Origin of the sequence: Amycolatopsis sp. NPDC051106 (assembly GCF_040682775.1) — a bacterium.
Lineage (GTDB): Bacteria > Actinomycetota > Actinomycetes > Mycobacteriales > Pseudonocardiaceae > Amycolatopsis.
In genome coordinates this window covers 14,356-34,608 of sequence record NZ_JBFBBQ010000026.1, presented here as the reverse complement: position 1 = coordinate 34,608, position 20,253 = coordinate 14,356, and the positions used below count along the sequence as shown (strand labels likewise).

Below are 20,253 nucleotides of genomic sequence, written 5' to 3'. Positions count from 1 at the left end.
CATGCAACTTCATGCACTGTACCTATGCGCCGGGCGTTTTCCGCTCGATTGGTGCTCTCGTCACAGCCAGGTGCGCACGCCTCCGTGGCCGGAGCACGTGCCGGAACGGTGCTGGCTGTAACTGTAGGAGCCGTCCTTGCAGAGGGCGGTCGCTCCGGACGGGTTGTCGCTGGGCCGGCGGACGCAGTTGCCGGAAGAGTTCACGTAGTAGTCGGCACCGCACTCGGCCGGCTTCGGCGCGGCCTGCGCGGTGGTTTTCGGCGCCGCCTTGGGCTTGGTGGCGGCCGTCTTCGGTGCGACGGCCTGCGCCTGGGTCGGCGCGGTCGTGACCACCGGCGCTTCCGACGTCGGAGTGGGTGTTCCGGTCGTGACCGGAACGGAATAGGCGGGCGTCGAATAGGTCGACGTCGGAGTGTCGAGAACCCCGACGCTCCCGGTGTCCTTCGGCGGCACAGCCCCGGCACCACAGCCCGCGACCAGCAGGCCCGCGGCCAGGATCCACCCCAGGTTTTTTCTCACGAAGACTCCTTAGCAATGCCAACCAATGCCGCGGAGTCGCTCGCCCCGGAGCGTTTGTTACGCCGCCTAGACTCGGCGCATGTCCTGGTTGCGGCGATGGGCACCCGAACTCGCGGTCACGACCGCGGTGCTCGCCGGTTCGCTGTTCACCGTCCTGAACGACGGCGTCGAGCCCGCCCATCACGCCGCGCTCGGCTGGGTCCTCACCGTGCTCGGCTGCGCCGCGGTCTTCTTCCGCCGGAAGTACCCGCTGAGTGTCGCCGGGTTAACGCTCGTTTGCTGCGCCCTCTACTACCCGCTCACCGAGCCCGACGGCCTCGTCCTGCTGGCCTTCGCCTACACCCTCTACAACGCCGCCGCGGCCGGACGGATCCGTGGAGCCGCGCTGCTCGTGGTGGCCGCGATGGCGGGCGTCGCCGCCGGGGAGGTCAGCTCACGGAGCGGCCGGCACGTCGACAACTTCGCCTTCTTCCTGATGACCGGCTGGTTCGTCGCGCTCGTCGCCGGGGGCGCCGTCGCGCACTACCGCGCCGAGGCCGAGCGCACCAAGGAGGCCGAGGCTCGGGCACGCGCCACCGACGAACGGCTGCGCATCGCCCGCGAGCTGCACGACGTCCTGGGCCACCACCTCGCGCTGATCAACGTCCAGGCCGGCGCCGCGCTGCACCGCCGTGATCCCGGCCAGGCCGAAGAGGCCCTCGGCACCATCAAGGACGCCAGCAAGACCGCGCTCCAGGAGTTGCGCGCGACGCTCGGCATGCTCCGCCAGACCGAGCCCTCACTCTCGCGGGTCGCGGAACTGGCCGAGTCCGTCGGCGCGTCCGGGCTGACCGTGCGCACCGAGATCGACGGCGTCGCCCGCGACCTGCCGCCGGACGTCGAGCACGCCGCGTTCCGCGTGGTGCAGGAAGCACTGACGAACGTCGCGAAGCACGCCGGCGCGAAGACCGTCGTCGTCCGGCTCGGCTACGGCGCCGACGCGCTGTCGGTGCAGGTCGACGACGACGGGCGCGGTGGCGACGCCGCGCCGGGCACCGGGATCCGCGGGATGGCCGAACGCGCACGGGCGCTCGGCGGCGAGCTGACCGCGGCACCGCGCGAGGGCGGCGGCTACCGGGTACGCGCGCGGCTGCCGGTGCGATGATGAGCCGATGATCCGGGTCCTGCTCGTCGACGACCAGCGGCTGGTGCGCGCCGGCTTCCGGTCCATTTTGGACGGCGAGGACGACATCGACGTCGTCGCCGAAGCCGCCGACGGCCGCGAAGCCCTGCAGGCCGCGCACGACCACCGCCCGGACGTCGTGCTGATGGACATCCGGATGCCGGTGCTCGACGGCCTCGCCGCGACCCGGCACCTCCTCGAAGACCCTTCGCTGAACGGCACGAAGGTCGTCATCCTCACGACGTTCGACCTCGACGAAGACGTCTACGGCGCCCTGCGTGCGGGTGCGAGCGGGTTCCTGGTCAAGGACACCGAGCCCGAAGAGCTGATCCACGCCGTGCGCGTGGTCGCCCGCGGCGACGCGCTGCTGGCGCCGTCGATCACCCGGCGGCTGATCTCGGAGTTCGCCGCGCGCGTCACGCGCCCGTCGGCGGCTCCGGCGCTGGACCGGCTCACCGACCGCGAACGCGAAGTGCTTTCCCTGGTCGCGGCCGGCTTGTCGAACGACGAGATCGCGCGCGAGCTCACGCTCAGCCCGGCGACGGCGAAGACGCACGTCAGCCGCATCATGACGAAGACCGGCATGCGCGACCGCGCGCAGCTCGTCGTCCTCGCGTACGAGTCCGGCGCGGTGACGCCGCGCTGGCTCACCCCTTAGCCGTACTCCCCCGGGGGTACGGGAAACGCCCTAAGGGACACCGCCGGGAGCACGTCAAGTGTCCTCCGCTGCGCGACGCGCAGTAGTGCCCTCCCGGCGAATCCTTGTCCCCCATGGACACCATCACTCGCCCCACCGGGGGACGGCTGGCTCGCCTGGCCGGCTGGGCGCAGCACCACCGGTGGCTCGCCGTCGCACTCTGGGCGCTGGTTCTCATCGGCGTCACGTTCACCTCCCGCCTCACCGGCAGCGCGTTCCACGACGACAACTCGCTGCCCGGCACCGAGTCCCAGCAGGTAGTCGACCTCCTGAAGAACACCGCACAGTCCGGCGCGAGCGCGCAGATCGTGTTCAAGGCCGACGACGGCCTCGCCACCGAGCGTGCCGCGGTCGAAAACACTTTGGGAAATGTCCGATTGCAACCGCACGTGCGGTCGGTGACCGGGCCGTTCGAGACGCTGTCGCCCGACGGGCGGATCGGCTACGCGACCGTCACCTTCGACGCGACGTCAGCCGACCTCCCCTACGACGACATCGTGAAGTTCGCCGACACCGCGAGACAGGCCGGGCCGGTCGAAGTGGCTCTGGCCGGCGACCCGATCGAGCGCATCTCGGAAGGCGGTGGTCCCGCGGAAGGCGTCGGCCTGCTCGCCGCGCTGGTCATCCTCGTGTTCCTGTTCCGCTCGCTGCTCGCGGCCGGCCTGCCGGTGCTCACCGCGGTGTTCGCCGTCGGCAGCACCCTGGGCTTGATCACGGTCGTCTCGCACTTCGTCGACATCGCGAGCTACACCGCACCGTTGATGATGCTCGTCGGGTTCGGCGTCGGCGTCGACTACGCGCTGCTGATCTTCTCGCGCTACCGCGGCGAGATCCTCGCCGGCTACGACCGCGACACGGCCGCCCGCCGGGCGCTCGACACGGCCGGGCGCTCGGTGCTGTTCGCCGGGACGACGGTGATCATCGCGCTGCTCGGCCTGCTCGCACTCGGGCTCGGCGGGCTGCGCGGAGTGGCGCTGGCCGTCGCGCTCACCGTGCTGATGACCATGCTCGCGTCGGTGACGCTGCTGCCCGCGCTGCTGTCGCTGTTCGGCAAGCGGCTCGAACGCGGCATCCGCCGGCACGCCGCACAGCGCGACCACGGCAAGGCGTGGCGACGGCTCGCCGACGGCGTCCAGCGACGTCCGGTGGCGCCGCTCGCGATCGGCCTGGCCGTCCTCATCGGGCTGTCCATCCCGGCCGCGGGGATGCGGCTCGGGTTCGCCGACGCGAGCACCGACCCGCCGGGCTCGACGACGCGGCAGGCGTACGACCTGCTGGCCGAGGGCTTCGGGCCGGGCTTCAGCGGTCCGCTCGCGATCGTCACGGAAGACGGCGACCCCGTCGCGCTGCGGCAGACGCTCGCCGCGACACCCGGAGTCGCGCGCGCGTTAACGCCGGTTAACCAGACTGTCCTCGTGTTCCCGACGACGTCACCCCAGGACGCGGCGACGGCCGAACTGGTGACACGCCTGCGGACCGACGTCCTGCCTGCGCTGCCCGGGCACTACCTGGTCGGCGGTCCGGTCGCGGCCGCGACGGACTTCGCCGACGCCGTCGCCGACCGGCTGCCGCTGTTCGTGCTGGTCGTCGTCGGCCTGTCCGCGCTGCTGCTGATGGTCGTCTTCCGGTCGATCCTCATCCCGCTCAAGGCGGCGCTGCTGAACCTGCTGAGCATCGGCGCCTCGCTGGGTGTCATGACGCTGGTGTTCGGCGACGGCTGGTTCGGCGCGCAGCCCGGCCCGATCGAGGCGTTCGTGCCGGTGATGATCTTCGCGATCGTGTTCGGGCTGTCGATGGACTACGAGGTGTTCCTGGTGTCGCGCATGCACGAGGAGTGGCGGCGCACCGGCGACGCGCGGCTCGCGGTGCGCGAGGGCCTCGCCTCGACCGGCGGCGTGATCACCGCGGCCGGCGCGATCATGGTGCTGGTGTTCGGCGCGTTCCTGCTCGACCCGTCGCGGATGCTCGCGCAGTTCGGCCTCGGCCTGGCGGTCGCGGTGCTGCTGGACGCGCTGGTGATCCGCTGCCTGCTCGTCCCGGCGATCATGCGGCTACTCGGGGAACGCGCGTGGTGGCTGCCGCGGTGGCTGGACCGCAAGCTGCCGCACGTCGCGCTGGAGCCCTAAGTCCCCCAGCCGGTCGGCGTCTCGGACAGCCGGAAGTCCAGGCTTCCGCCGTGCAGGAACGAGGCGTCGACCTTCCAGTCGCGCTGCGGCCTGGTTCCGCGGCGGACGTCGGCCACGTACTTCCCGCTCCCCGACGTCGTGATCCGGATCGGCGCGCCGCCCGCCGGCCGGATCACCACGCTCGGGAACAACGGGCTCGACAGCAGCAGCTCTCCCGAGCCCGGCGTCCGCGGGTAGATGCCGAGCGCCGCGAAGACGTACCAGGCGGACATCGTGCCGAGGTCGTCGTTGCCGGGCAGCCCGGACGGCCCGGTCGTGTAGACGGAGTTCACCAGCTGCCGCACGGTTTCCTGCGTCTTCCAAGGCTGCCCGAGCTCGTTGTACAGCCACGGTGCATGGATGTCGGGCTCGTTGGTCGGGTCGTACTTGAGCGGGCCGCCGCCCTTGAGCTGCCAGTTGCCGGCGGCGTCGTGGAAGAAGCCGTCGAGCCGGGTGACGGCGGTGGTCTTGCCGCCCATCGCGCCGGCGAGGCCGGAGACATCCTGCGGGACCATCCAGGTGTAGGCGGCCGCGCTGCCCTGCGCGAAGCCGCGGTCGCTCGCCGGGTCGAACGGCGTCACCCAGCTGCCGTCGACGTTGCGGGCCTGCATGTACCCGGTCTCCGGGTTGAATACGTTCAGCCAGTAAGCCCCTCGGGCGCGCAGCTCCGCGGCTTCGCGAGTGCGGCCGAGTTGTTCTGCGAAATGTCCGATTGCCGAGTCGGCGACCGCGTCTTCCAGCGTCTCGGCGGCGCCGCCCCAGCAGTGGCAGACGTCGTTGGGCGCGTAGTGGGACGTCAGGTACTGCGCGAGGTTGGGCCGCTGGCCGACGCACTGGCCGGGGCAGCCGCCGTCCTGAAGGCCTTCGGGCCGCGGGACCGTCGCCTGCCGGTACAGCGAGTCGAACGCGCCGCGGTAGTCGAAGTTGCGGACGCCCATGGCGTAGAAGGTCGCGAGCGTCGCCGCCGACGGGTCGCCGGTCATGACGTGCGTCGCGCCGTTGACGTGCACCCAGCGGTCCCAGACGCCGTCGTTCTGCTTCGCGTAGTTGTAGAGCGACTGCGCGAAGTTCCCGGCGACGCGCGGCTCGAGCAGGGCCAGCAGCTGGATCTGCGCGCGGTACTGGTCCCAGCCGGAGAAGTTGGAGTACTGCGCGTCCTGTCCTCGTTCGACGCGGTGGGGCTTCCCGTCCATGCCCAGGTACTGGCCGTCGACGTCGCTGACGAGGTTGGGCTGCTGCAGGCCGTGGTAGAGCGCGGTGGTGAAGACGACGCGCTGGTTGGCGGTGCCGCCCTGGACGTCGATGCGGCTCAGCTCGGCGTTCCAGGCTTGCTTGGTGCGTTGCGCGATGCTGTCCACGGTGGACTTCTTGGGCTGTTCGGCCCGGAGGTTGCGTTCCGCGCCTTCGAGCGAGACGTAGGAGATCGCGATCCGCATGGTGACCTTGCTGCCGGGCGCGAAGGTGACGTAGCCGCCGGAACCGCGTCCGGCGCGGTCCTTGCCCGTCGCGTAGCCCTCGCCGCCGGTCTGGTCGGTGCCGCCGGGCTGCAGCGTCGCGTCCTTCCACGTCCCGGTGCCGGTGACGGGCTGGTCGAACTGCGCCGTGAAGTACAGGCGGTAGTAGGACCTGCGGTTGTTGACGCCGCCGTTCGCGCGGCGGCCGCAGAAGGCGCCGGTGAGCACGGACCCGGTGACCTTGCGGTTCGCCGCGTCGAGGTGGGTCTCGGCGTCCTCGCTGCCGTTGAGGGAGTTCGACGTGCGGAAGAGCAGGCTGGCGGGCTTGCCCGCGGGGTAGGCGAGGGTGCCGATCGCGGTCCGTTCGGTGGCGGCGACGTCGGTGGTGACGCCGTTCTGCAGGCCGAGCCGGTACCGTCCCGGCGTTGCCGCTTCGTCGGCGTGGCTGAAGTTGCTCGCGTAGACCGCGTCGGCGGTGTCGGCGGTCGGCGAGGAGGTGACGTCGCCGGCGAACGGCAGGATCGGCACGTCCCCCGCGGCACCGGGGTTGCAGCCGGCGCCGTTAACGTGCGTTAACGCGAAGCCGCGGAGGCGGGTGGTGTCGTACTGGTACCCGTTGGCGGCGCCGGTCGACGTCTGGTCGCCGCGCGTGCTGGTCGGGCTCCAGGAGAGCATCCCGAACGGCGCGGTCGCCCCCGGGTAGGTGTTGCCGTCCCCGGCGGAGCCGATCAGCGGATCGACGAAGTCGGCGGGGCTCAGGTCGGCAGCGGCCGACATCGTTGTCAGCGTCGAGGCGAGCAGGGCGGCGGCCAGAGCCACCGTGACGGGACGGCGCATGGGCGGAGATTAACCCGCGTCCGGTGGCTTTTGGGCGAACTGCAGCGGACAAACAGGCGGACACGACGAAGGCCGCCACCGAAGTGACGGCCTCCGACGTTCAAGCCCTTATTCGTAGATCTCGCCCTTGGCAGCCTTCTCCACGAGCGAAGCCGGCGGCTCGAAGTGGTCGCCGTACCGGGCGGCGAGCTCGCGCGACCGGTCGACGAAGCCCTGCAGGCCACCCTCGTACTGGTTGATGTACTGGATGACACCGCCGGTCCACGCCGGGAAGCCGATGCCGAAGATCGAGCCGATGTTGGCGTCCGCCACCGACGTCAGCACGCCTTCGTCGAAGCACTTCACCGTCTCGAGCGCCTCGGCGAACAGCATCCGCTCCTTGAGGTCCTCGAACGGGACCTCGGCCGAGCCGGACTTGAACGCGTCACGCAGGCCCGGCCACAGCCCGGCTCGCTTGCCCTCCGAGTCGTACTCGTAGAAGCCCGCACCGGTGGAACGGCCCTTGCGGTCGAACTCCTCGACCATCCGGTCGATCACGGCCTCGGACGCGTGCGACTTCCACGTGCCACCGGCGGCCTCGACAGCCTCGCGGGTCTCCTTGCGGATCTTGCGCGGCAGGGTCAGCGTCAGCTCGTCCATCAGCTGCAGCGGCGGCGCGGGATAGCCCGCCTGCGCGCCGGCCTGCTCGATCGACGCCGGCTCGACACCCTCGCCCAGCGCGGCGACGGCCTCGTTGATGAACGTGCCGATGACGCGCGAGGTGAAGAAGCCGCGGCTGTCGTTGACGACGATCGGGGTCTTCTTGATCTGCAACGTGTAGTCGAAGACCTTCGCCAGCGTCGCCGGCGACGTCTTCTCGCCGCAGATGATCTCGACCAGCGGCATCTTGTCCACCGGCGAGAAGAAGTGGATCCCGATGAAGTCCTCGGTCCGCTGCACACCCTCGGCGAGCGTGGTGATCGGCAGGGTCGAGGTGTTGGAGCCCAGCACCGCGTCGGCGTTGACGATGTTCTCGATCTCGCCGAACACCTTGTGCTTAAGCTCGACGCTCTCGAACACGGCCTCGATCACGAAGTCGACACCCGCGAAGTCTGCCGGGTCGGCGGTCGGCTTGATCTTCGCCAGCAGCGCGTCCGACTTCTCCTGCGTGGTCTTGCCGCGCGAGAGGGCCTTCTGCTCGATCTTGGCCGCGTATCCCTTGCCCTTTTCAGCCGCTTCGAGCGAGACGTCCTTGAGGACGACGTCGATGCCGGCCTTCGCGGAGACGTACGCGATCGCGGCGCCCATCATCCCGGCACCCAGCACGCCCACCTTGCGAGCCGTGTACTTCTCGAAGCCGTCCGGCCGCGAACCACCCGAGTTGATGGTCTGCAGGTCGAAGAAGAACGCCTTCGTCATGTTCTTCGAGACCTGGCCGGTGGCGAGGTGGATGAAGTAGCGCGTCTCGATCAGGATCGCGGTGTCGAAGTCGACCTGCGCACCCTCGATCGCGGCGGCCAGGATCGCCCGCGGCGCGGGCATGTTCGCGCCCTTGATCTGCTTGCGCAGGTTCGCCGGGAACGCGGGCAGGTTCGCCGCGAAGCTCGGGTTCGACGGCGTGCCGCCCGGGATCTTGTAGCCCTTGACGTCCCACGGCTGGACGCCGCCCTCGGGGTTCGCCTTGATCCACGCCTTCGCGGCGGGCACGAGCTCCTCGACGGTGCCGACGAGCTCGTGCACGAGGCCGAGCTCGAGCGCCTTGGCCGGACGGTGCCGCTGCCCCTGCAGCAGGACGTTCAGCAGCGCGCTCTGGATACCCAGCAATCGGACAGTGCGCACGACACCGCCGCCGCCGGGCAGCAGGCCCAGCGTCACCTCGGGCAGGCCGATCTGGCTGCCCTTGACGTCGGCGGCGATGCGGTGGTGCGTCGCCAGCGCGATCTCCAGGCCACCGCCGAGCGCGGCGCCGTTGATCGCTGCGACGACCGGCTTGCCGAGCTGCTCGATGCGGCGCATCTGCCCCTTCATCAGGGTGCTGCCCTCGGTCAGCTCGACCGCGTTCTCCGGCTTGGCCTGGATGAGGTCGTTCAGGTCGCCGCCGGCGAAGAAGGTCTTCTTCGCGGACGTGATGACGACGCCGGTGATGGAGTCCTTCTCGGCCTCCAGGCGGTCCACGGTGACGCCGAGCGACTCGCGGAAGTCGGCGTTCATGGTGTTCGCCGACTGCTTCGGGTCGTCCAGCGTCAGCGTGACGATGCCGTCTTCGTCCTGCTCCCAGCGGATGGTCTTGCTCTCAGCCATTAGTGTCCTCACACCCGCTCGATGATGGTGGCGACGCCCATGCCGCCGCCGATGCACAGGGTCACCAGGGCGCGGCGCGCCTGGCGGCGTTCGAGCTCGTCGACCACGGTGCCGACCAGCATCGCGCCGGTGGCGCCGAGCGGGTGGCCCATGGCGATCGCGCCGCCGTTGACGTTGACCTTCTCCTCGTCGAGGTGCAGGTCCTTGATCCACTTGAGCACGACGGACGCGAACGCCTCGTTCAGCTCCCACAGGTCGATGTCCTCGGGCTTGAGGCCCGCGGTCTTCAAGACCTTCTCGGTGGCCGGGGTCGGGCCGGTGAGCATGATCGTCGGCTCGGAGCCGATCGACGCGGTCGCCACGATCCGGGCGCGCGGCGTGAGCCCGAAGGTCTTGCCGATCTGCTCGGAGCCGACGAGCACCAGCGCGGCGCCGTCGACGATGCCGGAGGAGTTGCCGCCGGTGTGGACGTGGTTGATCTTCTCGACCGAGTGGTACTTCTGCAGCGCCACGGCGTCGAAGCCGCCCATTTCACCGATCATCGAGAAGGCCGGCTTGAGCTTGCCGAGGCTCTCGACGGTGGAGCCGGGGCGGCGGTGCTCGTCGTGGTCGAGGACCGTGACGCCGTTGATGTCCTTGACCGGGACGACGGACTTGGCGAAGTAGCCGCCGGACCAGGCCGCTTCGGCACGGTCCTGCGAGCGGACGGCCCAGCGGTCGACGTCCTCGCGGGAGAAGCCCTCGATGGTCGCGATCAGGTCGGCGCCGGTGCCCTGCGGGACGATGTAGTTGTCGTAGGCGGTGGCCGGGTCCATGAACAGCGCGCCGCCGTCGGAGCCCATCGGCACGCGCGACATCGACTCGACACCGCCGGCGATGATCAGGTTGTCCCAGCCGGAGCGGATCTTCTGCGCGGCGGTGTTGGTGGCTTCCAGGCCGGAGGCGCAGAAGCGGTTGAGCTGCACGCCCGCGACGGTCTCGGGCAGGCCGGCGTTCAGCGCGGCGGTGCGCGCGATGACCGCGCCCTGCTCGCCGACCGGGGAGACGACGCCGAGTACGACGTCGTCGATCACGGCGGGGTCGAGGTTCGGGTGGCGGACCTTGACCTCTTCGATCAGGCCGACCACCAGGTCGACCGGCTTGGTGCCGTGCAGGGCACCGCCCTTGTTCTTGCCGCGAGGCGTGCGGATCGCCTCGTAGATGTAGGCCTCGCTACTCACAGAACAAACTCCTCGCGAGCGGGTGGGACGTCTTCGTACCGTGGCCGATGATACCGGCCAGTAGTGCTAATTACCATTAACATAGCGCCGGACAACCCCATGGTGTCAATGGGTTGCAGCTGTGCCGTCAGCCGCTATCGTTCACTCACGATGACCGACTCCGTACGTGCTGCGCGACCCCGCGACCGCAAGGCCCAGCTGGCCGCGGTGGCGGCGGAGCTGTTCCGCGCCCGCGGCTTCCCGGGGGTCGGCATCAAGGACATAGCGGACGCGGCGGGCGTCACCGGGCCGGCGTTGTACCGGCATTTCGCGGACAAGCAGGCGATCCTGGCGTACGTCGTCCTGAGCGGCTTCGAGGACCTGGAAGCGGCGACGGCTTCGGCACTGTCCGACTCGGTTCCACCTCTTGACCAGCTTCAATCCCTCCTCGGCCGGCTCGCGACGCAGGCTGTCGAGCGCCGCGAGATCGCGGCGTTGTGGCGCTGGGAGGGTCGTCACCTCCCGAAGGAGGACCAACGGGAGATCGCCCGCCGTTCGACGCTGGCGCTGACGGCGTGGTCGAAGGTCCTGCTCGTCCAGCGGCCGGAACTGTCCGCAGAGGAAGCCGAGTTGCTGTGCTGGGCAGCCCTGTCGGTGTTCGGCAGCGTGTCGGTGCACCACACGTCGGTGGCGCGCCGCCGCTTCGCTCAGTTACTGGTCGAACTGGCCCTCGGTGTGCTGAACGCCACACTCCCCGCGCCGTCTTCACCGCAGCCCCCTCCGGCGCTCAGCTTGGGCACACCCTCCCGCCGTGAGCAGGTCCTGGCGGCGGCAACCGGACTGTTCGCCCAACGCGGCTACCACGACGTGAGCATGGAGGACATCGGAGCGGCGGCGGGCATCGCAGGCCCGAGCGTCTACCGCCACTTCCCGAGTAAGGCGGCTTTGATGGTGGCGATCGGCCACCGGGCAGCGGACCGCTTGGCGCTGGCGGCGGAGAGGGCCCTGCAGACCACGGACGAGGTCTCGGCACTGCGCCGGCTGGCGGCGTCGTACGTCCACACGATCCTGCACACACCGGAACTGCTGGTGTCGTTCTCGGCGGACCGCGTGACGATGCCGGACCGCGACAAGGCGGATCTGCTACGAGTGCAACGGGACTACGTCGCGCAGTGGGTGACACTGCTGTCAGCGGCGCGGTCGGAACTGCCTGCGCGGGAAGCGAAGATCACGGTCCACGCGGCCCTGACGATCGCGAACGACTTGGCCCGCACCCGCCGCCTGGCATCCCGCCCCGGCTTCGAAGCCGAGCTGACGACGTTGCTGCACACCGTGCTCAGTCTCGCCTGAAAGGCGGACACGAAACCCTCGTTGAGGGTACAGATCCTACAAAGGCGAATCCTTCTGCCTCCTTGTTCGCAATTGGAAAAAGGGAAACTTCACACTTTCGCTGAAGCGCAGCATCCGTACGCCCATCGCGCCGTGACACAGCGTGGCTATCGAACAGGGGTACGACCTCAGGTTAACCTCGAAACCCTTGTGTACCAGGCAAAATGCCTGGTGTGCGGACGGCACGAACGGGCCTAACCAGACCGTGCTAACTTACGCGCTCTCCCCATTCGGGATTCTGAAAGGAGACGTCGCTATGCGATCGCCGAGCAGCAAAGCACGACCTGGGATCACGTCCGAACTCCTCGATCTGAGCTCCGTCTCGCTGGCCGAACTCCGGAGCCTTCGAACCAGCGCACTTCGCCGTTCGGTCAGCCATGCCGTGGCCAGAACCGCATACTCTCCGGTCCTCGCCAGCGGGAGCCAAGGCGGAGGCACCGCGCACCTCGCTTGAAGTCGCTTCGAGGGGCTCACCTCACATGGAGGACCATATGGCGCCAGCGCCAGAACCTCATTCGATCACTCGCGAAGCTCTCGACCTGCTGGCCGCAGGCAGTGGCGGAGCCGATGCCATGAGCCAGTTGCGCAGCGCTGACCGCAGCCGCCGGCTGCTCCTGCTCCGCGGACTGGCGGACCGGTCGCCCGACGACTTGACCGGCCCGCTCCCCAGCGCCGTCGAAGCCTGGGACTTGCTCGAACGAGCGGAGCGAGCCGACCAGGAAGCGCTCGAACGCGTACTCGTCCATCCCTATACCGGCAGCTGGGAGGGGTACACCACTCGGCTGATCGAGCATGGGCTGACCGGAGAATGCCCGATCTGGGTCCACTACGGCTACTTCCACACGCTCGCCGCTGCGGCGGCCATCCACGCGGGACTGGACTGCACCATCCGGGTACCGGTCTGGAACGACACCGTCGTGCTCCCGACTCTGGGCGCCGCCCAGTTGGACGAAGGCGGCGGCTTCACAACCGCTGTGGTTCGCGTGGAAGCCGGCACGTTCACCATCAGCGGCGGCCGCTCGCAGGTCATCTCCGGCGCGACAGGCTGGAGCGCGCTGCGGGACTTCCGGCTCGAAGCAGGCAAACGCGTTTTGGAGTTGCGGCTCGACGATCTGGACCCGCACCGCGGGCTCTACCACCCGATCCCACCCGACCGGCTCGCGGAAGCCGATGTCAAAGCCTGGCGCGAGCTGCTCGGTGAGGCCTGGGAGCTGATCGTCAAGCACCTGCCCGAGTACGCCGAGGTCCTGCCCATGGGCCTGACGTCGATCGTGCCCGCACCGGCCGTTCGCTTCCGGCTTCCCAGCGCGTCGACGGGCGAGGCCTTCGGCAGCGCGACGATCGCGACACCTGACGAGCCCGCCACGCTCGCCGCAGCACTGATACACGAGTTCCAGCACATCCGGTTGAGCGCTCTATTGGAGCTCGTCCCCCTCCACGACGACGACCACACCGAGCGGCTCTACGCGCCATGGCGGGAAGATCCCCGGCCGCTGGGCGGCCTGGTGCAAGGGGTCTACGCCTTCTTCGGCGTTTCCGCCTTCTGGCGAGCGCTGTCGCGGGCACGCCCCGGCGACCGGCTGGCCGCGTTCGAGTTCGCTCACTGGCGCGCCCAGGCCTGGGAGACTCTTGAGGTGGTCCGCGATGACGTCGCCCTGACCGAGGAGGGACGGCGGTTCCTGACCAATCTTGCCGCAGTGTTCGGCCCGTGGCAGAACGAGCCGGTCACCCCTGAGGCCCTGCACTGGACGACGACCCTGGCCGCGGACCATCGCGCGGGGTGGCGACTCCGGCACATCCGCCCCGAAATGGCAACAGTCGCACGGCTCGTCCGAGCCAGACTGGCGGGTGCGCCTTGTCCACCGGTCGGCCCGGAGGGCAAGCTCGACACCGTTTCGGACGGCGAGTGGCCGAACGCCCGTGCCGACTTGGTCCGGGTGCGGCTCGGAAGTGACGGCGAAGCCAGGCTGTCGCGGATCTGGTCGAAGGTGCCGGACGCCCTCGAAGGCGACTACCGGTTGATCGCCGGCCGGACGGACGATGCCCGCACCGCTTACCAGGCGGACCTGGAGACGAACCCGGAGCACGCCTCGGCATTGATCGGTCTCAGCCTCTCCCTGCCGCCCGGGCCTGCAACGCGTGCCTTGCTCGAAGTGCCGGAACTGGTGCGCGCGGTACACCGAGAGCTCCGCCGCGTGGGCACGGCACCGTCGTTCGACGAGCTAGCCGGCTGGATCGGCGAAGCACTGCCCTGACTGCTTCACAACCGTACCGGGCCGATGTCGCACCGGGCGCACACCGCCTTCTCGGTGGGCAGTCTTCCGCGGGCTTCAGTGAGGGAACTCGCGGTCACCGTTGCTGGTGATCACTGCGAAGGGAAACGTGCCTCACGGGACCCAGCTATCCACGAGGTTGTCGGCAGACGGGCCCGCTCCGTGCCAACATCGGCGAACCGACAATACCGCCCGCCGTCCAAGCGCTCTGCGAGAACGCCGAGCCGCGTCGCCTGAACGGTCTAACGCCTGCGTCCCTGTCGCGAGCGCGGGGAATGCGGGACAATGCGATGCGGGCCGACGGGGCCCGTTCTCCCTGCGAGAGGGGATTTTGATGCAGGCGCCGCGCTCCGACAGGGAAGCGGGAGTCGAATCCGAGCTTCTCGACCTCGGCGAAGTGTCGCTTGCGCAACTGCGCACCCTCGACAGCTCCGAATTACGGAAGGCAATACGGCATGCGGTCGAACGAGTTTCGTACATCTCGGTGACTGCAAGCAGCAGTGGCGGCGCAAAACGGATCGACTGAAACATGCCGCGCGAACCGGAGGGCGACGCAACGGCGTTGAACCGGCACCGCCTCTCATGGACGGATTTCGACGCAGTGGCACGTGGTCTGGGTGGCCCGGAACCGGTCCGACGGCTCCGAGCCGCGGAGAGAAGCCGCCGCCTGCTGCTCATGCGTGCCCTGCTGGATGAGGCCGGGAAAACTACCGCCATGTTCCACCCCCTGCCCCCTCCCGAACCGGCTTGGGAACTACTCGGCAGAGCTCAGAACGTCGCCGCCGAGTCCGTCGAGAAAATCCTCGCTCATCCCTACGTCGGCAGTTGGGTGGGCTATACCACCCGGCTGTACCGGCACGACGTCTCCTCGGACCTTCCGTTGTGGGTTCACGTGGGGCACATCCGCTGCATTGCCGCCGCAGCGGCGATCCTGGCCGGAATTCCCTTCGAAATCGAGGTGCCGGTTTGGCATCGGTACGTCACGCTCCCCACCCTCGGTATGGCCAAGCTGGGCACCGGCGATCCCTGCTCGGTGGCGGTCGTCCGCAGCCATGGCGGTCAGGTCGAGGTCGACAATGGGCGCGGTCGAGTGCGCGTACACCGCGCCGATCCACACTGGTACCCGGTTCGAGAAGTCGTACTCGAGGCCAGCGAACGGCGTTTGGCATTGCGGTTGGACGACGTCGACCTCTATCGGGGCTTGTACGAACCCCAGCGGCCGAGCCGGTTGACCGCCGAGGAGGTCGAACCCTGGCGGAGTGTGCTCGAAGGCGCTTGGCGACTGCTCACCACGCACCTGCCGGCCGTCGCCGACGCATTTCCGGAGGGTCTCGAGTCGGTGGTTCCGGAGCCGGCGGTCCCGTTCCGGCTGCCGAGCGCGTCGACCGGGGAAGCGTTCGGCAGTGCGATCATCGCTTACTCCAGCGATCCCGCGGCAATGGCCGCGGCACTCGTGCACGAGTTTCAGCACATCCGGCTGGGCGGCCTGTTGCACCTGCTCCCGCTTCACGACGAGGACCGGCGAGAGCGGTTCTACGCTCCCTGGCGAGACGATCCGCGCCCACTGGGTGGCGTCATACACGGCATCTACGCGTTCTTCGGCGTTGCCGCGTTTTGGCGCGCTCTCAGCCGGGCCGAACCCCAGAACCTTCTGGCCGGCTTTGAATTCGCGCTGTGGCGCAGGCAAACGTGGCACACCCTGTTGACCATCCGCAACGACAGTGCCATCACGCAGGCGGGCCGTCGGTTCTTGAGCGGGATCGCCGGCGCGCTGGGCCCCTGGCAGACCGAGCCCGTCGCCGCCGAGTCCATGCGGTGGGTGCACCGTGCCGTCGCCGATCACTACGCGGGCTGGCGTATCCGTCACCTACGACCCGCACCGGACCTCGTCGGCGAACTGGTGGATGCGTGGTGCAACGGAACTCGCCGGCCAGGGTCGCTCCCTCCGGACCCAGCGCCGAGCCCCGTGCCGGACGGCCGGTGGCCGGACGCGAGGACAGACCTGATCAGGCTGCGGTTGAGCGACGGCGGAACTGAAGAGCTGCTCGTCCGCGGGCCGTCGGTTCCCGGGTCGACTCCGGCCGACTTGGCGTTCGTCGCCGGCAGAACAGCCGAGGCGGTCACCGGATACCGCAAGGAACTCGCGGCCGCCCCGGACAACCCGTCGGCTCTGGCCGGGCTCGGTCTCGCACTCGCCGCGTCGACCACCGACCCGGTGTCCCGTGCACTGGTACACCGCCCGGAGCTGGTCCGGGCGGTGTACCGCGCACTCCGCCCGGACACAGCTGTTTCGCCGGAGTCGGTTGCCGAATGGATCGGGCGCAACGTCTCCTAGCCCGCGTCAGAGCGGCATTGGGTCGATGTCGCAGTCCGCCCGGATCTTGCGGCTCGCGGCATGAGTGCCGGGATGTGTCTCTCCCAGCTTCTGCCGGTACCCGTGCATGACGTTCGCAAACAGCTCTTCCGCGTCATCGGTTCGCCCGAGTCCGTAGAGGTCCAACGAGTAGTTGAGCCGGACTGCCAAGGTGGTCGGGTGGTTCTGCCCCAGCACCCGGATAGCCCGTTCAACGAGTTCGGCATCCCTGGCCGCAGCATCCTGGATACGGTCGAGCGCGAAGAGGTCACTGGCGACATTGATGGCGCAGACGATCGCGTGCGGGTGGTACCGCCCCAGGCTTTCCTCGAGCAGTTCGAGCGCTGGCTCGTCCATCTTCAGCGCATCGGCGGGCGAGCCGCTGAGCCGCAGGGTCACGCCGAGGTCGACTGCGGCGGAGAGCGTGTGCGGATGCTTCTCTCCCAGGCTCTCGCGATAACGTGCCAGCACCTTCTCACCCAGGTCTTTGGCTTGGTCGAACCGTTTCGCGTGCCGCAGGTCGATCGAGTAGCCAAGGGCGCAGGCGAGAGCGTTCGGGTGCCGATTGCCGTACCGTGACTCGAACCGCTCATTCGCCTCGGAGGACAACGAGCGGGCGCGAACGTGGTCACCGTCCTTGCGGCAAGCAACCGATTGGTGATACTTGCGACGCAATGTTCCGGCCCGGTCGTTGCCGTAGAAAGACTCGGCCTGCTTCGTGATCTTCTCCTGCTCGATCCGTGCCCACGGATAGTCGCCCAGCTCACGTCGGGCGATCACCAGCAAGACCCTCGTCGCGATCGTCATGACATTGTCAGGGCCGAAAATTCGGCTTCGGCTTTTGAAAGTCTCTTCGGCAAGTTCTCGGGCCGCCTTGTAGTCGCCGGTCAGCAACCGCGACACGACGCAGTCGTGCGCGGCGGCCAGCGAACTCGGCTCGTCCCGGCCGAGCAGGTCGCTGGCCTGCGTCAGGACCTCTTCGTTGAGCCTCCGGGCTCCGGCGAAGTCGCCGCGCGACTTGAGGATCAGCGCGTAAGTCACCTGAGCATTGAGGGTTTCCTCCCGCTCGGGCCCGATGGAACTCAGGTACGCGTCGCGCGTTTCCTTGATGGTGACTTCAGCGTCCGCATAACGGCCGACCGCCCATTGGAAGAACGCCAGGCGTTCGGCCGCCCGCAGCTCCAGCAGAAGGTCTTGCTCCGGAATTTCCTCACCGTGGTCCACTCGTTCGAAGCGCCTTCGCCGCCACTCCGCGACCGCGCTCTCGGCCAAGGTCAGTGCTTCTTGGTGATCGCCCCAGTGGTGGAGGTATTGGAGCAGGTTCACCACCAGCTTCCGCACCTCGGGTTCTTCGCTCTTGATCAGCTCGGCGTCGTAGATGTGCGGGACGATCTCCTGGTAGCGCGGCCACTCCCGAGGAGACGCCGGAGCGTTCGGGTCCAGGTTCGCCAGCAACTGGTGTGCCGCGCTGCGCATCTCGGCGCTGCGTTGCTCCCCCATCCGGCTTCGGAGCACCAACTGGACCAGGCGATGCACGAGGAGGGTGTCGGCCCGGTGATCGATCTTGGCGAGCCCGTAACGGCTGAGGTCGCGGACGACCCGGCCGAGCCTGATCGGGTCGTGAAGCGCTGCGTCGAGCTCAGGCGCCACATTGATCTTGTGCACTACGGTGAAGAGGCTACGCGCGATCGGCTCGGGCGCAAAGTACGCACAAACCTGCAACAACTGGTCGGCTGCCAGGTTCTTCTCTTTCAGCTTGTCGAGCGACACGTTCCACGCGGCCGCGACCGAGACCTGGTAGTCACGCGGCGCCGGAGTGTCGAGCAGCTCCGCGACCTTGCTGTCGAACAGCTCCAGGTACTGGGTGGCCGGCATCCCGGTCTCCGCCAGCCACGCGGCCGCCTGCTCGACCGCGAGCGGGAGATCCCCCAGCTTGCTCGAGATCCGATCGGCGGCGGCGTCGTCGAGCTCCGATCCGCGGGCGCTGAGCAGCTGCATGCTTTCCGTGCGGTCGAACACCGCCACTTCGAGAGGCTGGGCATCCCCGGCCCAACTCGGGTTGCGCGAAGTCACCAGGATATGTCCCTGCACGTTGTCCGGCATGCCCTGGGGAAAGAACTGCCGCACGATTTCGGGATCTTCCGCTGAATCGAAGACCAGCAGCCACCTGTTATGCGGTACCCCGATCCGGAGCGCTTCAAGAACAGCCGGAACAGCAGTCAGAGCCTCTTCGGCATCCGGCAATTTCAACCGCTGAGCGAGTTCGGTCAGCGATTTGCGGATCTGCGTCGGCCGAGTTGCCTGCACCCACCAGATGACGTCATATCTCTGTTTATTCCGGTAAATGTACTCGACCGCGATTTGCGTCTTTCCGATTCCGCCCATCCCGTGCAGCGCGGCCGGGAGGACCGCAGTGGCACCGGCGCTCAGCCGTTTGACCAATCGTTTGAGAAGTTCATCCCTTCCGGTGAAGTTGGCGTTCTGCGGCGGTATCTGCCCCCAGACCGGTGGAGCTTCACCGACCGGCCTCGGGTCGTGCCGTAAAATCTTCGCCGCAGCGGCCTGCGCTCGGGCTTTTTTCCGGATACTGTCATCGTCTGCACCTTCATCCGAAGACTCGAGCAGATCCTCTTCGGCGGGAGCGGAAGTAGTCTTAATCATCGCGCCGACCTTAGTCACTTCAAAGCCGAACATCGATCTTACGCGGTATGACACGCCTGACAGCGCTCGAAGCACCACTCCTTGCAGCGCCAGCTCGTCGGCCTCAGGCACAGATCCGACGTTGAGAGCAGTGGCCGGTTCCGCAACCGCTTGACGCAGTCGTACCAGCGCCGGATCGGCATCGCCACCGTGGCGGTACGCGACTTCAATCGCCTCAGCGGTCGCCGACCGACGAGCGCCACCGAGCAGGATCTCCCGAACAGGAATCGAACACGTCCACTCGGCGGCGTCCCAAGGTACCGCAGGGGCCGGTTCGAACAGTCCGCTCGCAAAAAGTTCGGCGAGCTCGGCCGTCCCCGCCCCGGGGACGAGCCTCTGCAGCGCCCGGGCCACACCGACGCTGATCGGAACAGCTGCGAGCAACGTCGCCAATCGGAATGTCCGCGGCGAAGCCGTACTCCGGAAGAGCATCACCCGATCGCGAGCCGCCAGGTTCGCCCGAGCAGCTGATGGCTCCTCCGGAGGCGGCCAAGCCTGGTCGCGCGCCAGGAATACTCTCGCAGAGAGCTCACGGTCACCGCCGGCAGTCAATTCCGACCACCACCTCAACCCGCGACGCGAGAATTCCAGCACCGGTATCGCAACCGCTGAATCAGTCAGTCCGACATATCCGGACGGGTCCACCCACGCGTCCACGAGCTTCAACCGATAGCGTCGGTTCGGCTGCAGCGGTTCGCTTGCGGTCAGGTTCGCCTGATACAGCTCAGGGCCATGCAAATTCCACATCCGCGCCGGCAACAGCTGCAGTATCGCGATCGGCGCGGCCAATGCCCAATCGGCGAGTACGGGCGAGACCATGTCGCTGCGCCAGACTTCGCCAAGGCCATCGGTCACCACGAGGACCGCTTGGCGCCTCGACAGGTCGAGCAGCTCGGCCGGCCGGCGTCCGGGAGCATCCGAACCGCCGCTCCGGAGCACCAGTCCGTCTGCCGCCCCGCCACCGGGTCGCTCGCTCCCGGTGGTCTCGAGCCGGCAGTGGTGCACGACGCGAAAGACGTTCGACGCTGCGATCAGGTCCACGAACCTCGCCACAACCGACTGCCACAAAGTCATCGACGGGGCGTTCTCGACGACCACCGCGAGATCAAGTTCCGACGCCTGCCCGCCAGGGGAGCCCAGACCGGCCAAAGGCTGCAAAGCATCGGCGAGATCGCGCAGAGTCAGGTCTTCGGCGTCCGGCGCAACGCCGGGACCCCCAGCCATG

General features: G+C 68.4%; 12 protein-coding genes. 7 read left to right on the top strand and 5 right to left on the bottom strand.

Annotated elements, in window-relative coordinates; all coding sequences use genetic code 11:
- Nucleotides 1-60 precede the first annotated feature (60 nt).
- Nucleotides 61-519, bottom strand: coding sequence for a DUF3761 domain-containing protein (locus AB0M83_RS20830; RefSeq protein WP_364519316.1), 459 nt, complete (start codon nt 517-519; stop codon nt 61-63).
- A gap of 79 nt (nt 520-598) precedes the next feature.
- Between AB0M83_RS20830 and AB0M83_RS20825 the strand changes: the two genes are divergently transcribed.
- The 3 genes from AB0M83_RS20825 (at nt 599) to AB0M83_RS20815 (ending at nt 4,504) form a co-directional block, all read left to right on the top strand.
- The gene (locus AB0M83_RS20825; RefSeq protein WP_364519314.1) at nt 599-1,663 is read left to right on the top strand and encodes a sensor histidine kinase; all 1,065 of its coding nucleotides are present in this window, start codon (nt 599-601) and stop codon (nt 1,661-1,663) included.
- Between the two features lie 7 nt (nt 1,664-1,670).
- Nucleotides 1,671-2,339 (top strand): response regulator transcription factor, encoded by a 669-nt coding sequence (locus tag AB0M83_RS20820; RefSeq protein WP_364519312.1) that lies wholly within the window; start codon nt 1,671-1,673, stop codon nt 2,337-2,339.
- A 113-nt stretch (nt 2,340-2,452) separates the two neighbouring features.
- The gene (locus AB0M83_RS20815) at nt 2,453-4,504 is read left to right on the top strand and encodes an MMPL family transporter (RefSeq protein ID WP_364519310.1); all 2,052 of its coding nucleotides are present in this window, start codon (nt 2,453-2,455) and stop codon (nt 4,502-4,504) included.
- On the opposite strand, the gene AB0M83_RS20810 is transcribed toward AB0M83_RS20815, so the two are convergent.
- The 3 genes from AB0M83_RS20810 to AB0M83_RS20800 form a co-directional block, all read right to left on the bottom strand.
- On the bottom strand, nt 4,501-6,834 hold the full coding sequence (locus AB0M83_RS20810) for a GH92 family glycosyl hydrolase (protein WP_364519308.1): 2,334 nt from the start codon (nt 6,832-6,834) through the stop codon (nt 4,501-4,503). The genes AB0M83_RS20815 and AB0M83_RS20810 overlap by 4 nt on opposite strands.
- A 108-nt stretch (nt 6,835-6,942) precedes the next feature.
- Nucleotides 6,943-9,114 carry a 3-hydroxyacyl-CoA dehydrogenase NAD-binding domain-containing protein gene (locus AB0M83_RS20805; RefSeq protein WP_364519306.1) on the bottom strand — a complete coding sequence of 724 codons (2,172 nt, stop codon included), beginning with the start codon at nt 9,112-9,114 and terminating at the stop codon, nt 6,943-6,945.
- A gap of 8 nt (nt 9,115-9,122) precedes the next feature.
- Nucleotides 9,123-10,334 carry an acetyl-CoA C-acetyltransferase gene (locus tag AB0M83_RS20800; RefSeq protein WP_364519304.1) on the bottom strand — a complete coding sequence of 404 codons (1,212 nt, stop codon included), beginning with the start codon at nt 10,332-10,334 and terminating at the stop codon, nt 9,123-9,125.
- 150 nt (nt 10,335-10,484) lie between these two features.
- On the opposite strand from AB0M83_RS20800, the gene AB0M83_RS20795 reads away from it, so the two are divergent.
- The 4 genes from AB0M83_RS20795 (at nt 10,485) to AB0M83_RS20780 (ending at nt 16,310) form a co-directional block, all read left to right on the top strand.
- Nucleotides 10,485-11,663, top strand: coding sequence for a TetR/AcrR family transcriptional regulator (locus tag AB0M83_RS20795; protein WP_364519302.1), 1,179 nt, complete (start codon nt 10,485-10,487; stop codon nt 11,661-11,663).
- Nucleotides 11,664-12,274: 611 nt separating this feature from the next.
- The gene (locus AB0M83_RS20790; RefSeq protein WP_364519300.1) at nt 12,275-13,957 is read left to right on the top strand and encodes an HEXXH motif domain-containing protein; all 1,683 of its coding nucleotides are present in this window, start codon (nt 12,275-12,277) and stop codon (nt 13,955-13,957) included.
- A 352-nt stretch (nt 13,958-14,309) separates the two neighbouring features.
- A complete protein-coding gene (locus tag AB0M83_RS20785; RefSeq protein ID WP_364519298.1) occupies nt 14,310-14,501 on the top strand; it encodes a hypothetical protein in 192 nt (63 codons plus the stop codon).
- A 150-nt stretch (nt 14,502-14,651) separates the two neighbouring features.
- Nucleotides 14,652-16,310, top strand: coding sequence for an HEXXH motif domain-containing protein (locus tag AB0M83_RS20780; RefSeq protein ID WP_364519296.1), 1,659 nt, complete (start codon nt 14,652-14,654; stop codon nt 16,308-16,310).
- A gap of 6 nt (nt 16,311-16,316) precedes the next feature.
- Here AB0M83_RS20780 and fxsT read toward each other — a convergent pair whose 3' ends face one another.
- On the bottom strand, nt 16,317-20,252 hold the full coding sequence (fxsT, locus tag AB0M83_RS20775; protein ID WP_364519294.1) for an FxSxx-COOH system tetratricopeptide repeat protein: 3,936 nt from the start codon (nt 20,250-20,252) through the stop codon (nt 16,317-16,319).
- Between the last annotated feature and the right edge of the window lies 1 nt (nt 20,253).

Excerpts from the sequence above, each read along its gene's own strand:
- AB0M83_RS20825 (WP_364519314.1), top strand. The coding sequence starts at position 599 with ATGTCCTGGTTGCGGCGATGGGCACCCGAACTCGCGGTCACGACCGCG.
- AB0M83_RS20820 (WP_364519312.1), top strand. The coding sequence starts at position 1,671 with ATGATCCGGGTCCTGCTCGTCGACGACCAGCGGCTGGTGCGCGCCGGC.
- AB0M83_RS20815 (WP_364519310.1), top strand. The coding sequence starts at position 2,453 with ATGGACACCATCACTCGCCCCACCGGGGGACGGCTGGCTCGCCTGGCC.
- AB0M83_RS20810 (WP_364519308.1), bottom strand. The coding sequence starts at position 6,834 with ATGCGCCGTCCCGTCACGGTGGCTCTGGCCGCCGCCCTGCTCGCCTCG.
- AB0M83_RS20805 (WP_364519306.1), bottom strand. The coding sequence starts at position 9,114 with ATGGCTGAGAGCAAGACCATCCGCTGGGAGCAGGACGAAGACGGCATC.
- AB0M83_RS20795 (WP_364519302.1), top strand. The coding sequence starts at position 10,485 with ATGACCGACTCCGTACGTGCTGCGCGACCCCGCGACCGCAAGGCCCAG.
- AB0M83_RS20790 (WP_364519300.1), top strand. The coding sequence starts at position 12,275 with ATGAGCCAGTTGCGCAGCGCTGACCGCAGCCGCCGGCTGCTCCTGCTC.
- AB0M83_RS20785 (WP_364519298.1), top strand. The coding sequence starts at position 14,310 with ATGCAGGCGCCGCGCTCCGACAGGGAAGCGGGAGTCGAATCCGAGCTT.
- AB0M83_RS20780 (WP_364519296.1), top strand. The coding sequence starts at position 14,652 with ATGCGTGCCCTGCTGGATGAGGCCGGGAAAACTACCGCCATGTTCCAC.
- fxsT (WP_364519294.1), bottom strand. The coding sequence starts at position 20,252 with ATGGCTGGGGGTCCCGGCGTTGCGCCGGACGCCGAAGACCTGACTCTG.